We start from the raw sequence: 14931 nt of genomic DNA on the forward strand, positions 1-14931 counted from the left end.
GTGACACGTCCAATCCGACATAGCAGGTCATCGAGCAGCCTCCGATGTGCGAAGAGCCGAGCAATAGCGCTCTGACCGCGGCACTATGGAGGATCATGCTCCGCCGCGATTACCCGATGTCCACACATGGGACACTGCGGTTGTCGTGATGCCGAGATATCGGACTTCGGGTCACTGGCCACGGGGTTTTGTGACGGACACTTATAAGAGTCCGCTCTTCCCTACGAAGCCGCCCAAAGCGCGCCGCGCCTTGAGGTTAAATATTGGGCTCGCTACGGATCAGCAGAAGCAAGCCGCACATCTGCGGTGGCTTCGGTGAAAAAACGCTACCCGAAAGTCCGCAACCTGCCTCAGGATCGCTATTCCAAATCCCGTGAGCGGGTGTACCCGGCGGAGGCTGGCATGCGATATGTCGAAGCGTTCTTTCAGCCTTGGGCGTTCGGTCTCAATGGCTTGGAAGTCATACTCTTCTCGAGCGCGCTCTCTGAAGTGATCATGATCGTCTGGTTCGGCCGCCGGCTCCTGGCTCTTCGCGCGCTTCCCGTCCCAACACGACCAGAACAAATCCGTGGACCCGGCACGATCATACCGATGTGGTTCGGCGTGATGTTCGTCGTCTTCGCGACGCTCTCCTACCTTCTCTGGCTTCCGGTCAAAATCTCCTTCATCGTTATCGTCGCCCTCATTCTACCTTCGGCCATAGTCGTCGCCTTACTCATCACATCATCTCTGCTCCTCTACTCGGTCGAACTCAATGCGCGCTTCGGCAAGGTGTGGGTTAAAGCCCTCGACTTCCCGTACCTACTCTTCGGCGCGGTCGGTCTACTGCGGATAATCGATACTTCCCCGGTCGTCGCCGCGCGCCACACATCGCTCGACACAATCGCCATTACAAGCGTTTCGCTCGCGCTGGCGATACGCCTCGCAAAATCCATTCTTGAGGTGTTCTTTGACAAATGGATCGGGTCAACCACGCCCGGGTCGCAAGTGAGGTCACGTGCATTACCGAAATAGTGCACATCTGCCGCGCCGCGAATCAGATGCGGCCTCAACGCCAAGCCAACGTTCAAATCCGCGGAGTCGACCGAAATGCCAAAACGGCGCTTTGCCGAGTTTGCGGACGTGCAGCCGGATATCGGCAGTTGCTTCATTGGTCAAAGTCCTTTTTCCGCTTAACCTCGCCGAGCGGACGCACGCACGTCGGGCGACAAGCGAGAGCGGGCGTGCATCCACGACACGTACCATCGGTATCGATTTATGCTGCATGCTACTCGACAGACGCCCCGAGACTCGCCGCTACCCAGTCTCGAGGACGAGGTGGCCGCCGAGCAAGTCGCGACCCTGTTTAGCCACGTTGCCTTCGGCGTGCTTGCGGCGACGGCCGGCGCGGCCATCCTCGGTGGAACGCTCTGGTGGCTCGGACTGACGCAGTTCAGAACCGGAATGTTCTGGACTGGCTATATCGCCTTGTGCGCCCTCGCTCACATACTCCTGCAGCGATCCTATTCCCGCGCCAGGCCGGCCACATCAGATTGGCAAGCCTGGGGAATGGGGTTCACGGCAATCGCCCTCGCCGAAGGGCTGGGCTGGGGCTGGGCACCGCTGTACCTCGTGAGCGGCGGCTTCGAGGTTCGCCTGCTTGCGATGATGGTTGTATTCGGTGTTGCGGCCGGTGCCATCCCCGCGTTCAGCGCTTACCTGCCCGCCTTCTTCGCAATCTTTCTTCCAGCCACCTTGCCTTACGCCTTGGTCAGTCTCGGTGCGACCGACCCGTTGGCCCAAGCAAGCTCGTTGTTGATGCTGGTATTCATTGTTGCCTTGGCCATTCTCAGTGTCGGCACCAATCGGACCCTCAAAGACAATGTGCGGCTGCGCATCGCCACCCAGCGGATGGCCGAGGAGTTGAGGCGACAGAAAGAGATCGTGGAGCAGGCGAGCTTAGCTAAGTCCACGTTCCTCGCCGCCGCGAGCCATGACCTGCGCCAGCCCATTCACGCTCTGGGCTTATTCGTGGGTGCTTTGCGCGCGGTAGAAATCCCCCAGCCGGGGCGAAGGCTCATCGAGCAAATTGAAGCTTCCCTCATCGCAATGGACGGGCTCTTCTCGGCGCTGCTCGACATCTCTCGACTGGATGCCGGTGTCGTCGAAGTCCAAAAACGCCCATTCGAGATCGCACCGTTTCTCGCGCGCATATGCCGTGATGCGAGGCTAGACGCCGAGGCGAAAGGTCTAACGGTAACCTGCGTGCATTCCGGCCGGCTCGTCGACACCGATCCTGTGCTGCTTGAGCGGATCGTGCGTAATCTGGTGTCGAATGCTGTCCGCTATACCGATCGCGGCCGCGTCCTGATCGGTTGTCGCATACGTCACCGACAACTATCCATCGAGGTTTGCGACACCGGTCGTGGAATAGCAGAACGCGACAGGGAGAAGATTTTCCAGGAGTATTTTCAAGTCGGTAATCCGGAACGAGACCGGACCAAAGGTCTTGGGTTGGGGTTGGCGATCGTGCGCAGGCTTGCCACCTTGCTCGATTGTCCGTTGAGCTTGCGATCCGTACCCGGAAAAGGGTCGTGTTTCTCTATCAGCGTTCCGCTGGCCGCACCGGACGCTCTCGCGACGAGCGACCAATACGAGATGGGGCCGCTGGCGACCGGCCTCGTTCTCGTCGTGGACGATGAAATCGCGATCCGCCAAGCCATGGCCAGCCTTCTAGGTGGCTGGGGTCATCAGGTCGTCGCTGCCAGCTCAGGCGACGAAGCCATCCGCCATATGGCGAACTGCCCGAAGAAGCCGGACCTGATCATCAGCGACCTTCGACTGCGAGATCAAGAGACTGGGATCGAGGTGATCGAGCGAATGCGAGCGGAGTACAACGATACGATCCCTGCCATGCTGATCACCGGTGACACGTCGGCCGCCAGAATTTCCGATGCTCAAAAAAGCGGGCTGCTCGTCCTGCACAAGCCGGTCCCCAATGGAAAACTGCGTGCCGCCATTGCAAACCTGATGCACAAGGCGGGCTCGGCCTAGGCGAGGATCAGATCAAACCCGACTCCCGTCCGACGGCGGCGGCTTGCGTCCGGTTGACGACATTCAAGGCTTTGAAGATTGCAGTGATGTGCGCCTTTACTGTCTTCTCGGACAGATTGAGCTCGTGAGCGATGATCTTGTTTGGCTGCCCTTCGCTGAGGCGCCGCAAAACCTCGATCTGGCGAGGCGTCAAGTTTGAACCGCCATCCTGGCCGCGGCTCGGCGTCGAGCCGGCCCGGGCTCCCATTTCACTGAGGACCAGCGGCGGCACGTAGATCTCGCCCTGGAGAACCAGTTTGATGGCTGAGATGAGGGTGTGCTGGCTCGCCGATTTCGGCACATAGCCGAGCGCACCTTGCGCCAGCGCGTTTCGGGCATCCCGCGGCTCTTCCGACGATGACAAGACGATCACCGGAAGATCAGGGCGGCTGCGGCCGAACTCCGGCAGTGCGGACAAGCCGTTCATGCCGGGCATGACAAGATCGAGAATGACGACATCAAGGTCCTGCTGCTCTTCGACCAGCCGGAGTGCCGCCTGGGCATCACCCGCTTCAAGGACGACCGCGTCAGGCCCAAGCTGTCGCAAAAGGGCAACGAGCCCTTCTCGCAAAACAGGATGATCGTCCACGACCAACAGCTTCATGCGCCGACTATGGTTTGCGTCATGCCCGCGTGACAAGAGGAGAGAGGTCTCAATTTCCCGATTGCGGTCTTAGGACCGTATCGAGACGTGCGTTCAATTTACGATGTACATCTGGGCGTGCATTTTGCCTGGCGGCAGGCCGAGAATGGGATCTAACTTGGAAGACGTCGGACATTTCATTTTCGTCCGCCGAATTGGTGTTTCCCGCTGAGCCGCCGAGCTAACGAGTCTTTTTTAGGCATCGCAGCCATGCACGCACAAAGGCCTGAACACCCTGAAGCTCATGGTTCAGCCGGCACCGGCCCCAATCGGCCAATGCAGCAAGGTGCCGGCAATCGCGGCGCAAGCGCCCAGCCCGCATTCGATCTTCGCGTCGTACTGTTCGCCGGGGTCGGCCTTCTCGCGGCCGCGCTGTTGAGCGTCGGCTATTTCGATGATGACCGGTCGCCGAAACGTCCCGGCGAACAAAACTCTCTGATGACCACCGTCGCCGCCGCTGAAGCCGAGCAAGCCATTGCGCGCCTGCTCCTGAGCGAAGCGCAGAAGGAGCAAGTGCGCGAGGATGTCTCGCGCGGACGGCTGCGGCTCGCATGGATCAAGGTCTCCGATAACCTCACCGAGGACGGCGACTGGATACGCCTTGAAGCAGCGGGATTTCGCCAGGACATCCGTTTGCTGCACCAGCCCTACCAGATCGCCGTCCCATACCTGCCGGGCAGCACGGCAACCGTAACCGGCCTGGTCGATGGCATCGATGGCGACATCACCGTGTCCGTCTCGACTGGCGGCGGGCTCATTTCGCTCAAGCCGCTCAAACAGGGAGAAACGCTCCAGATTCCGACGCCTTAGATCGAGGCAACCTCTCGCACATTCACTATCGCGCATGGGCACGGGCAACGTCGCTTTACGGGATTTCTCTCAGGTGGCAGACTTTCTTTATACATATGGCTTGGGCAATCTCGCGCACCGAGGACTTTTGACATGACGGGGATGGCGTGGGCCGGTCGGCTCGGCATCATCATTGCCATCATTGTCATCGAGCGGGCCTCGCCGGCTCTCGCCTGGTTTCTGGTCATTCTCGCCGGTGTGGGCGCCATCTGCTTCGTGCCCTATCAGGGCCGCCTCTTCCCCGAACCTATCCTGCGCGCCATCGACAGCGCTGTTGGCAAGCACGGTCGCGCCAGCGAGCCCAAGGCACCGACCGTCATCGACGAGACAGAACTCGCCAGCTATCTGAAATCACGTGTCATTGGCCAGAACGACGTCGTGTCGGCCATCTCCCGCCGATTGCGCCAGCGGCTGGCAGCGCGCAGACCAGGAAAGCCTATCGCGGTGTTCGGATTTGCCGGGCCCCCCGGAGTGGGCAAGACTTATCTTGCGCAGGTCCTTGCGAAAAAACTCTACGGGAACGACGCGCACCTACACGTCTTCGAGATGGCGAAGTTTCGCGAAGGCTACTCTGCCAACAGCCTGTTCGGCGTGCCCGCCGGGCTGCAGGGCTCCGGAGAGCCGGGACTCCTCTCGCGCGCTCTGCGCGACACCCCCAACGCGATCATCCTGTTGGACGAGTTCGAGAAAGCCAGCCGCGACATTCACATGCAGTTCCTGTCGGCCTGGAATGACGGCTTCGTCACGGATCTGGGCACCGCCACCAAGTATTCGACCACGGAAGCGATCTTCATTCTCACCACCAATGCCGGGTCGCGCCGTATCGCCGAGCTAACGCGCGATCCCACGATCGCGCAAGACGAGGTCAACGACCTCGTTAAGGCGGCGCTCGTCGATGCCGATTTCGCGCCGGAGGTGTTGTCTCGAATAGATGTCGTCTTTGCATTCCGCGCCATCGAGGGACTGGATATCGCGCGCGTCGTCGCGCTGGAGATCGAACGCAAGGCAGCCGAATACCAGCTGCAGATCGCACCGGGCGGAATCGAACCATCCATATTGCTCGACGCAATGAGCACCTTCACCGAAACCAAGCCGAAGGGCGGCGTGCGCGATATCGCGCGGCAGATCGAAGACAAGATCGCCGACGGCTTGATCGAAGCGAGAGCGGATGGAGCCACCTTCATCCGCCTGCAAGCATCGGGAAAGCGCGTGCGCGTCATACCGGTATCGGAGCAGGACGCGATGTCTGCCGCTGCGGCCGCGCCCGTCAGCTCAGAGGCAATCGCATAGGAGCGAGGGAAGCCCCATGGCACGAGATGGCAAGCAGAGCGGTTCCCTGAGCCAGGACCCCCTCGATCGTCTGTCGAACTTCAACGTGCTCTCCGACAAATGGGAAGCCAAGAGCCGCGAACTCGCCGTCATCGATCCGGTAGAGCTGGCGAGCTATTTGAAGTCGAGGGTCATCGGGCAGAATATGGTCGTTGATTCCGTCGTTGCGCGTCTGCATCGGCGCATGGCGGCCAAGCGGCCGAACAAGCCAATCGCCGTGTTCTGCTTCGCCGGGGCACCCGGTGTCGGCAAGACCTACCTCGCCCAGATCCTGGCCGAGAAAATCTACGGCAGCCCAAAGAACCTCCACTACATCGACATGACCAAGTTCGGCAGCGAGGCGACCTCCTGGACGCTCTTCGGCTCCGCCAGCGGCCACGTCGGCTCCAACAAGCCCGGCCTGCTCCCTCGCTACCTGCGCGACGTGCCGAACTCCGTCGTACTTCTGGACGAGATCGAGAAGGCACACCGCAGCATTCTCACGCAGTTTCTCTCGGCCTGGAATGACGGTTTCATCACCGAGATGAGCGACGGCTCGAAGCATTCCACCGCCGAGGCCATCTTCATCATGACTACGAACGCCGGGCGTGCCCGCATTAACGAGTACACGCGCGATCCGAAAATCACCCAGGAGGAACTCAACAAGCTGGCCAGAGGCGCTTTGGAGGACGCCCAATTCGCGCCCGAGGTGCTCTCGCGCGTGGACGACGTCTTCGCCTTCCGCGAGCTTGCCGGGCTCGATATCGCCCGCGTCGTCGCCCTCGAAATCGAGAAGACCGCTAAATCCTACGGCCTTGAAATCGCCGGCCAGGGCATCGACCCGGAAATCCTGATGACCGCCATCGACGAGTTCACCGAGAACAAGCCGAGCGGCGGCGTGCGCGAGATCGCTCGCCATATCGAAGACAAGATCGCGGACGGGCTTATCGATGCGCGCGCAAACGGCGCCATGAGCGTGATGTTCGAAGCGGACGGGCCGGACGTTCGCGTGATCCCCATCGATGCGCCTGCGACCGGCTCAGACACCGCCAACGCAACCGGCTTGGCGAGCGAGCAGAGCGAATAGCGGAGATCGGTGATGAGCGCGCCCACCAAAGGCATGCTGTCGAAACAGGCGGCCCGCAAGTCCTTGATCGGCACCCTGATCGATCTCTATAAGGGCGACCTGGCGTTTCGCGGCATGACGGACTTCGCCGTCATCGGCTTCGTCACCATGATGTTCCTGCATCCACCCGCAGCCATCCAATTGCCAACCTGGGATATCTGGCGCCCGGCCCCTACGCCCACTCCGGGACCGACCCCGACGCCCTTACCACCCGCTGCCGCGGCCGTCCCTATCCAGTTTCCACCCAACATCAAGAATGCACGCTTCTCCGATCCCTTCATCTTCGACATCGACAAATCCGTATTTCAAAGCTCGAGTTCCGACGACCAGAAGCGCCTCGCCGAAGCATGGGTGGCAATCGCGCTCGACCAAAGTGACAAAGCTCTCGCCGCTCTGAAGGGCGCAAGCGACGCCGATCCCAACGTCGCCTTGCTGCGCGGTGCCGCCGAGGCGGGCCGCCGTACTCAAGCAGGCTACAAGGCGGCGCAAACATATTGGCGGCAGGCGGTCAATGGCGGCAGCGTGCAAGCAAAGGCGCTACTTGGCCAGCTTATCGGCACCGGCCTGACGGGAGCGGCCAGCAATCCCACTGAGGCGGCTCAACTCATTGACGCTGGTGTCGATCTTGGTGACCGGCAAGCAATGCGCATTGCCGGCATCGGCTATCTGAGCGGTGAGCTCGGCAAGCTCGACCCAACTCGTGCAGCTGATCTTCTGAAGCGCAGCGCCGACGCCGGCGATCCGATGGCGATGGCGCTATACGCGCGGATGCTATCGGACGACCTTGGCGTTGCGAAAGCTGATCGCGATCTCGCCGCCGCCTACCTCGAGAAGGCGGCGAACGCCGGCCTTACCATGGCGCAGTTCACCCTCGGCCAATGGATCTTCGATCAATTCAGCAAGGGAGTGCGAGCGGACCCCAAGGAGGGAATCGCGTGGATGGAGCGCGCTTATGAGAAAGGACGCTCTCTCACCGGACTGACAGGCCTAGCGGCATTCTTGGATGGCACGCCGGGTGCCTGGAGCAACAAGAAGCTTGCGGCAGACTACGTTCGTCGCTGCTCGGCTCTCCCCTACTGTCAGGTCTACGTCGGCTATGAATGGAAGGAAGGAAATTTCGGCAAGGTCGACCTCCTCGCCGCGCGCGCGCATACCGCTGTCAGCACCAGGTTCAACCCCAACGGTATCGCCCAGCTCAACGAGATCGATGCGAAACTGAGCCCTGCGCAGCGGGCCGAGGCTGCGACGCTCGAACAAAAGCTGCTCGAAGGCATGAGCCCGGAGCCGCCCGAGCTGCACATCCAGTTCGCCGAGCTCCCGCCCATCCCGCGGCTCGAGGCAATCTGGCCGTCCATCCCCCCGATCGCCGGCGTTTCATCCAGCACTCCGCAGCCCGATAAGTCCGCCGTCGGCCCCTCTGATCTCCAGAGCCTCTTCGACCAAGGTGAGGCTGCCTTCTACAAAGGCGATTACAGGGCCGCGATAGCGGCGATGGACAAGTATATCGACGCCGCCCAATCCGCCGACGATAAGTCGAAGGCCATCGGTTATTACGCGCGCGCACGCTCAAGCTTACAGCTTGCTATTGCAGAGGGAGACACGTGCAAGGCGATGCTGCCGCCGCCGCCATCATGCTCGTCGGCTACGAAGTTCGAGCCGGCCGCAAGGGACCTCGATAAGTCGTTGACGCTCGATCCGAACCAAGCCGAGGCAAATTTCCTTTTCGGGCTCATCGCAGACAAAACGGGCGATCAGCGCAAAGCCATCGACTACTACACCTATGCGCTGCGCGCGAACCGCGACTATGGCGCGGCTTACAACAACCGCGGTGTCCTTTATGCGAATCTCGGCCAGAACGACCTAGCGATGGCGGACTACAACGAGGCGATCCGCTCCGACCCGCAAAATGCCTGGGCGTGGGCCAACCGCGGCGTTCTTTTCACCTACTATCGCAACAAGAAGCAGGCGATCTCCGATCTGCGCCATGCCCTGGAAATCGCCCCGGACCTCGCGTATGCGCGGGACAATCTGCGCAAGCTGGGTGTTCGCCGCTGATGCACGCAGCATGCGCCACCGAGCTGTCGCTCAGAGAAATATTCAAGAGGTTTGCGTTGTGTGGTTTCGTAATCTGACAATCGCCGCCTTCCTTCTGATCGGTGCACATCAAGCAGCGGCGCAGGAAGATTATCCGGCAGACGGCAAGATCGGCGTCAAGTACGGCCCCTGGGAGATAAGACCCGAGCACGGCGGCAGCGTCGCGCGCAACATCATCGATGCCGACAACTGGCGGTATTACGCGTTCTGGGTCGAGCCGCTGATCGTCGAGGTCATGACCCAAGGCGGCCATATGGTCGGCGGAACGCTCACCGTCGAGGGCGGAGTGACGAGCAAGTTCATCTGTTACGCCGGCGGCGACCGTTGCACGGCGGATCGAACGAAGGTGAATACAGGCCTGCGCACAGGCCGGTACGCCGTTCTGGAGCTCGATCTCACCGAAGGCAGGAAGGCCGGGCCCTTCAACATTCCACTCGAGGGTCTGTCCGCGTTTCTCTTCATGGGCGGCAACCAGGGCGATAACAGTCCGGCCCCGCCGAAGCCACCACCGCCCAAGTGGGAGAACATGAACCCTGAGCCCGAGGTCAACCCGCAGCCGAGACGGTAGCGCTAAGCGACGGGAATAGAGCATGGTCACCGACGGAGCGGAAATCATTGTCCCGCCGGACAACCGCATACTCTACTTCGGGCGCGACCGCGATCACTTCGCTTTTCTCTCGCATTTCCATCCAAGTCCGATCGTCATCGATGGCGAGGACTGGCCGACGGTGGAGCACTACTACCAAGCGCAGAAATCGGCCGACCCTGCATACAAAGCGGCAATTCGCGCCGCTATTAAACCCGGCATGGCGAAGCGCCTTGCAGCACCGCCATCTGCGCCGCGCCGCATCTCGCAGCAGTCGTGGTTTCGCAAGCACGGCAAGGAACCGCGCCCCGACTGGCACGATGTGAAGCTCGCCATTATGCGCCGCACCGATCACGCCAAGTTCTCTCAGAACCCCGAACTGGCTGCACGCCTTCTCGCCACCGGCGATGCCGAGTTGGTGGAGGATTCGCCCGGCGAGCCATTCTGGGGCACCGGCCCGGACGGCGCCGGTCTCAACTGGGCGGGCCGAATCTTGATGGAGGTGCGCAGCCGGCTGCGCAGTTCCTAGCAACGCGCGTGACCGCAGGCGCTTGCAGCGCTTAGTGTAGTCAGCCGGTTCACCTCCAAGAGCGGACCTGGTCAGCGATCGTCCAGGGGGGCGCCGACTAGTTCTGGCTGATGACAGCTTCTGGGACGAACCTGTCGTCCTCAGCTCACACGAGCGGTAAACGGTAACCCTCTCTTGAGGCCCGTCAGGGACTACAGGCGCGCCTCCTATCCGAACCAATCGCAGCTGCGGACGGTTGTCCTTGGCAGCCAATACCGACGATACGCAGGAGAATCCAATGAGAGTTCGCAAGTTCGCAAAAGCCGATGCTTCGTTCCAACGCTCACCGGGACAAGATGGCGACGTCTTCGCCGCTAACATGGTCGATCAGCGACACGGAGCGCCTATCACCATCGGTTTCGGACGGTATGGGCCAAACCAAGTTCTCGATGAGGTGCTTGCTGTCGATGATGTTATGGTGATCCTCGAAGGGCGGCTTTCGGTTTCGACAGATTCTGCGGAGATGACCGCTGAGCCTGGTGAAATCGTCTACATGCCCAAGGGTCAGAAGGTTAGCATCCGCTCTCACGAACAAGGTGCCGTCACTGCATACGTGACGTATCCACACTGGGAGGAGGCTCTCTGACGACATCTGCGACTTCGAAAAGCGGACTTTGTTACGACAGGCACGCACGGGCGGCGAGTTCCACGGTCGTTACCGTCGTTGTTGGGACAAAGCGCTTGTCCGTTCGGGGCTGCGCTGGCAACCCTACTATAGCCGACCCAGCGATCGGCTCCCGCAGCCCACCCGAGCACCGCTTGGCATCAAGAGGCCTCACACCCAGAACACGTGTTCAGTGGGACTGTACGGCCGTCTTGGCCGCGCCGTTGACCTCGTGGTCAAACGCGAAGGCTTTGGAGTCCGGCTCGGCAACTGCGATGGCATTCGCCAGCTCAGAAGGCAATTCTTCGGTGCGGTAGACCCAGCGCTCACAGCGATGGTTCTCCGACAAGATTAGCGAGCGCCGGTCCTCCTTGGTGGCGCTGAGCGCTTTGGTCAATGTTCGACCGACCAAAGCTCCAAATTGCCTGATGGCATTTGCCGTCGATGCGCGCGGCATATCTTGGCTCCTCCTAGCGAACGCCTGCCTTCAGCGCTCGCGCCAACGTCGGCCGTGAGATTCTCAGTTGACGCGCGACCGCAGCTACAGTCGTGCAACCATCATCTAGAGCGGCGAGAGCGGCCTGAACTTCCTTCGTTCCCAATAGTTTTGGCCGACCGAGCCGTTTACCACGCTTGCGCGCGGCGGCAATTCCGGCACGCGTTCGCTCGCTGATAAGAGCACGTTCGAATTCAGCCAGCGCGCCCATGACGTGAAACAGCAATCGACCGCTTGGCGTAGCGGTATCAATTGCCTCACAAAGCGACACGAAACCAACGCCTCTTTCCCGAAGCACATTGATGAGATCGATCAGGTGAGAGAGGCTCCTGCCGAGCCTGTCGAGGCGCCAAGCCACAACCATATCGCCAGGTCGAGCTGTTGTAAGCAGCATGTCGAGTGCGGGACGGCTCGTCCGCGCGCCTGAAACACCCTCATCGCGGAAGATCTGCTCGCATCCGGCAGCCACAAGCGCATCGACTTGCAGCGCGAGGCTTTGGTCATCGGTTGAAACGCGCGCATAGCCGATTTTCATAGACACACGAAGAGCGATGCCTCCGGGGAGGCAAGAGGGGTCTCGTCGCCCCGCCATAAGTTGGGTCGTCCACAGGTTATCAAAATCGGACCTTTCTGATCGCTGGCCGGGAGCTGTTCACAAGCTCGCTCAACCCGCGCCAGGAGCGTAATCCGCCAGACGAACACCCGGCAAATGTTTCTCGCTCAAAATGCTCCCCTTTTGAGCATCTGTGGAGAGCTAGATCATGCTGCGGAACTATCTTCGATCTGCCGAGGCGGCTGAGTACATGCGTCTGAGCCGTCGCACGCTGGAAGACATGCGGTATTCAGGCAGCGGACCGAAATATTACAAGATGGGGCCCCACCCCAGATCCCACGTACTCTATACGAAAGAGGATATCGACGCCTGGCTTGACGAGCGGCACGTCGGATCATCCGCAGAGTTCGGTGCGAGGTCACGATGAGCAGTCACCCTTATCAGTGCAGGCAAAAACCTCGCTCAGGTTACGGGTGACTACGGAGCGGTACTGTCGCTCACGGGATCTTTGGTTTGCTCTATGGCGCAAGCAATTGTAGCTTTGCATTGAGGTAGGAAGTCGGGATGCGATTGAGTTCCCCCGACAGGATTTGAACCTGTGACCCCCAGATTAGGAATCTGGTGATCGAATTTGTGAAACGTTACGGACGGCGACGTTGGTTTACGGCTCGCTTCGGTATTTCTTAGCCGAGCGGCGAGTCTTTTTCGAACCCGTAACCCTCAGATTCGTAGTCTGGTGCACGCTCCGCTAGCGTGCTTACGGATGATCACGTTCGCGTACTGGTCGCCACTGTAATTCGACAGTTCTGCAGCCGTTCGAGGAGATTCTGTCCCGAACACGGGGACGTCCGATCCACAATCCGACGGTCGCACTACTGAGGAGCGCAGGGCAGGTTACGTTGGGTTACGGCGCCCACTGTGGCTACCCTGTCTGAATTGCACTCTAGATCTCCAGTCCCCCAGAGAGGGGAACTCCCAGTCACGGGCTTACGGCGTGATACGGCGCACCACGGACTGATACGGCATTTCCGACCCCGCGCCTGCGCACGCACGTGCTTGGAGCGACGATCGAGTCAGGGGCCCTTTCAGCGATTCCCTCCGTTATGATATCAATGCTCGCGCGGACATAACTCTCGACCCAACTTCTGACCCAACCTCGCGATATTCCTAGCAGCCAGAGCGTCTGATTTTGCCTTGGAAATCAAACATTTGCGCACGGCGCTGGCGGAGGGTTCGAGTCCTCTTCTGGGCACCAGGACTTTTCTAAGTCCTTGAGGCGTCGTAAGCATCGAGCATCATTGAGAAATCGGACACCCGACTGCCACACAGGGGTGCCCCACAATGGTGCTTTTTATGACCCGCCCAACGAAACGTTCCGGCTCATCCAACCAACAGTTCCGAAAGCGTGTACCTGCCGACGTTCAGCACGTCGCCCGCGGCGAGACCATCGTATTCTCGCTACCGAAAGCGCTGACCGGAGATGAGTGCATCGAGGTGACTGCACAGATCGGGACGCACGTGGAGTTTTCCCTGCGCACGTCAGACCCGGCTCTGGTGAAGCTTCGCCTCAGCAAGGCGTCGGAACACTTCGAGCGCACCATGGCTGCCTACCGCGAAGGCCCGCAGCGGCTAACTCACAAAGAGTGTGTAACAATCGCGGGCATCCTCTATCGCGACTTGGCTCAGAACTTCGAGGACAATCCTGGCGAGGCAGAAATCTGGCAGCTTGTTCGCAACGCGAATGACCGCGCCGCCTCCTCACCGGAGCGAATGGAGCATTGGTTTGGCCCCAGCGCAGATGAGCTTCTTTCCAAATTGGGCATCAAGACGGATCGTGAGAGCCGCAAGGCCCTGCTGCGGGAAGTCGCCAACGCATTCAACGACGCCGCTGCGAAGCTCAAACGGAACGCAGAAGGCGACTTTCGCCCCGACCCTGTAGCCGAGCGCTTCCCGAAGTGGGAAGCCGCTAACAGCGGGGTGCCGAAAGCTAACGGCTCAGGGGGCGCCCTGACGCCCACCGAGCTTTTCGAACTCTGGCAGCGGCATCCCGACCAGAAAACGGTCACGCCAAGCACATTGGCGTCTTACTCGGCTGTCTTCGAAAATCTCAAAGCCTTCCTTGTGAAGCGCTACGGAGCGGAGCCAACCGCGCCCAGCCTCACCCGCGACGACTTTCGCGCATTCATCGACATGCGCTCCGAAAAGGACGCGGTTTCAGCTAACACGATCAACCGCGGAGACCTCGCGGCGATTAACGCAGTGTTCAACTGGGCAGTCGAACAAGACAAGCTGACAACCAATCCAGCCGACGGCGTCAAGCGCAAGGTTCGAAAAGGCGCCGAAGGGGAAAACAAAAAGCGCAAGACGATCAACGAAGCTGAGGCGCGGGCGATCCTTAGACACGCCTTGAACTACCCAGCAAGGGCAAGCCGGCGAGAAGACCCAAAGCTAGTTGCGGCCAAGCGTTGGGTTCCCTGGCTGATGGCTTACACTGGGACCCGAGTAGGTGAAGTCGCCCAGCTGAGAAAGTCCGACGTGGCGCCGTTTGATGGACACCCAGCCATCGCCATCACGGTGGAGGCAGGAACCGTCAAGACCAAGAGCACGTGGCATATCCCACTGCATCCTCACTTGATCGAGCAAGGCTTCCTTGATTTCGTAGCCAAAGCGGAGGACGGACACATGTTCCTCACCCCGCGCCCCGACCTCTACCGCCCCGACGCGAAAGCCAGCCGGACGAACGACCCTCGCGGCATCCTGGGTCCTTTGCAGAGCGTGAAGAACAAGCTTGCCGAATTTGTCAGAGAGGTCATGCCAAACACAGGCAACGGCCCATCACCCAATCACGGCTGGCGTCATCGCTTTAAAGCAGTCGCTCGCCAGTACGGCATCGACCTGGAGGTGCGCAACGCCTTTGCCGATCATGCCTCAGTTAGCGTCGCTGGCGAGTACGGCAAGGACGAACTCTACGCGGCAATGGTCGCCGCCCTGAGCAAAATCCCCCGATATGACGTAAAGTGAAAGGGTGGGCA

Annotated in this window: 13 protein-coding genes and 1 tRNA gene; 10 read left to right on the forward strand and 4 right to left on the reverse strand. The window is 60.4% G+C overall.

Annotated features, from left to right (window positions below; translation table 11 throughout):
- Positions 1 to 306: 306 nt before the first annotated feature.
- A complete protein-coding gene (locus NDB2M4_RS00005) occupies positions 307 to 1014 on the forward strand; it encodes a hypothetical protein (RefSeq protein WP_139247021.1) in 708 nt (235 codons plus the stop codon).
- A gap of 303 nt (positions 1015 to 1317) precedes the next feature.
- A complete protein-coding gene (locus tag NDB2M4_RS00010; protein ID WP_171987987.1) occupies positions 1318 to 3033 on the forward strand; it encodes an ATP-binding response regulator in 1716 nt (571 codons plus the stop codon).
- A gap of 7 nt (positions 3034 to 3040) precedes the next feature.
- Here the strand turns inward: NDB2M4_RS00010 and NDB2M4_RS00015 are convergent, their stop codons facing one another.
- Complete coding sequence (locus NDB2M4_RS00015; RefSeq protein ID WP_072368968.1) at positions 3041 to 3676, reverse strand: response regulator transcription factor; 636 nt, start codon at positions 3674 to 3676, stop codon at positions 3041 to 3043.
- Between the two features lie 315 nt (positions 3677 to 3991).
- Between NDB2M4_RS00015 and NDB2M4_RS00020 the strand changes: the two genes are divergently transcribed.
- From NDB2M4_RS00020 to NDB2M4_RS00050, 7 genes are all read left to right on the forward strand, one after another.
- Complete coding sequence (locus tag NDB2M4_RS00020; RefSeq protein WP_072368969.1) at positions 3992 to 4525, forward strand: hypothetical protein; 534 nt, start codon at positions 3992 to 3994, stop codon at positions 4523 to 4525.
- A 132-nt stretch (positions 4526 to 4657) separates the two neighbouring features.
- Entirely contained in the window at positions 4658 to 5854 is a 1197-nt protein-coding gene (locus NDB2M4_RS00025; protein ID WP_083555535.1) for an AAA family ATPase, read from the forward strand.
- A gap of 16 nt (positions 5855 to 5870) precedes the next feature.
- Positions 5871 to 6959, forward strand: coding sequence for an AAA family ATPase (locus NDB2M4_RS00030; protein WP_072368971.1), 1089 nt, complete (start codon positions 5871 to 5873; stop codon positions 6957 to 6959).
- 12 nt (positions 6960 to 6971) lie between these two features.
- On the forward strand, positions 6972 to 9053 hold the full coding sequence (locus tag NDB2M4_RS00035) for a tetratricopeptide repeat protein (RefSeq protein ID WP_072368972.1): 2082 nt from the start codon (positions 6972 to 6974) through the stop codon (positions 9051 to 9053).
- A 58-nt stretch (positions 9054 to 9111) separates the two neighbouring features.
- Positions 9112 to 9660 carry a hypothetical protein gene (locus tag NDB2M4_RS00040; RefSeq protein ID WP_139247022.1) on the forward strand — a complete coding sequence of 183 codons (549 nt, stop codon included), beginning with the start codon at positions 9112 to 9114 and terminating at the stop codon, positions 9658 to 9660.
- A gap of 22 nt (positions 9661 to 9682) precedes the next feature.
- Positions 9683 to 10207 (forward strand): NADAR family protein, encoded by a 525-nt coding sequence (locus NDB2M4_RS00045; protein WP_072368974.1) that lies wholly within the window; start codon positions 9683 to 9685, stop codon positions 10205 to 10207.
- A 277-nt stretch (positions 10208 to 10484) separates the two neighbouring features.
- Positions 10485 to 10832: an ethanolamine utilization protein gene (locus tag NDB2M4_RS00050; protein WP_072371474.1), complete on the forward strand. Its 348-nt coding sequence runs from the start codon at positions 10485 to 10487 to the stop codon at positions 10830 to 10832.
- A gap of 208 nt (positions 10833 to 11040) precedes the next feature.
- On the opposite strand, the gene NDB2M4_RS00055 is transcribed toward NDB2M4_RS00050, so the two are convergent.
- The 3 genes from NDB2M4_RS00055 to NDB2M4_RS00070 form a co-directional block, all read right to left on the reverse strand.
- Positions 11041 to 11307, reverse strand: a complete 267-nt coding sequence (locus tag NDB2M4_RS00055; RefSeq protein WP_139247023.1) for a hypothetical protein — start codon at positions 11305 to 11307, stop codon at positions 11041 to 11043.
- A gap of 13 nt (positions 11308 to 11320) precedes the next feature.
- Entirely contained in the window at positions 11321 to 11881 is a 561-nt protein-coding gene (locus NDB2M4_RS00060) for a recombinase family protein (RefSeq protein WP_072368976.1), read from the reverse strand.
- 593 nt (positions 11882 to 12474) lie between these two features.
- A tRNA-Leu gene (locus tag NDB2M4_RS00070) sits at positions 12475 to 12550 on the reverse strand.
- Positions 12551 to 13498: 948 nt separating this feature from the next.
- Here NDB2M4_RS00070 and NDB2M4_RS00075 point away from each other — a divergent pair.
- A complete protein-coding gene (locus tag NDB2M4_RS00075; RefSeq protein WP_171987988.1) occupies positions 13499 to 14920 on the forward strand; it encodes a site-specific integrase in 1422 nt (473 codons plus the stop codon).
- Positions 14921 to 14931 lie beyond the last annotated feature (11 nt).

Origin of the sequence: Hyphomicrobium sp. NDB2Meth4 (assembly GCF_900117445.1) — a bacterium.
GTDB lineage: Bacteria > Pseudomonadota > Alphaproteobacteria > Rhizobiales > Hyphomicrobiaceae > Hyphomicrobium_A.

Coding starts and splice junctions, on each gene's coding strand:
- NDB2M4_RS00055 (WP_139247023.1), bottom strand. CDS start 11,307: ATGCCGCGCGCATCGACGGCAAATGCCATCAGGCAATTTGGAGCTTTG.
- NDB2M4_RS00075 (WP_171987988.1), top strand. CDS start 13,499: ATGGCTGCCTACCGCGAAGGCCCGCAGCGGCTAACTCACAAAGAGTGT.
- NDB2M4_RS00025 (WP_083555535.1), top strand. CDS start 4,658: ATGACGGGGATGGCGTGGGCCGGTCGGCTCGGCATCATCATTGCCATC.
- NDB2M4_RS00045 (WP_072368974.1), top strand. CDS start 9,683: ATGGTCACCGACGGAGCGGAAATCATTGTCCCGCCGGACAACCGCATA.
- NDB2M4_RS00060 (WP_072368976.1), bottom strand. CDS start 11,881: ATGAAAATCGGCTATGCGCGCGTTTCAACCGATGACCAAAGCCTCGCG.
- NDB2M4_RS00030 (WP_072368971.1), top strand. CDS start 5,871: ATGGCACGAGATGGCAAGCAGAGCGGTTCCCTGAGCCAGGACCCCCTC.
- NDB2M4_RS00035 (WP_072368972.1), top strand. CDS start 6,972: ATGAGCGCGCCCACCAAAGGCATGCTGTCGAAACAGGCGGCCCGCAAG.
- NDB2M4_RS00015 (WP_072368968.1), bottom strand. CDS start 3,676: ATGAAGCTGTTGGTCGTGGACGATCATCCTGTTTTGCGAGAAGGGCTC.
- NDB2M4_RS00050 (WP_072371474.1), top strand. CDS start 10,485: ATGAGAGTTCGCAAGTTCGCAAAAGCCGATGCTTCGTTCCAACGCTCA.
- NDB2M4_RS00020 (WP_072368969.1), top strand. CDS start 3,992: ATGCAGCAAGGTGCCGGCAATCGCGGCGCAAGCGCCCAGCCCGCATTC.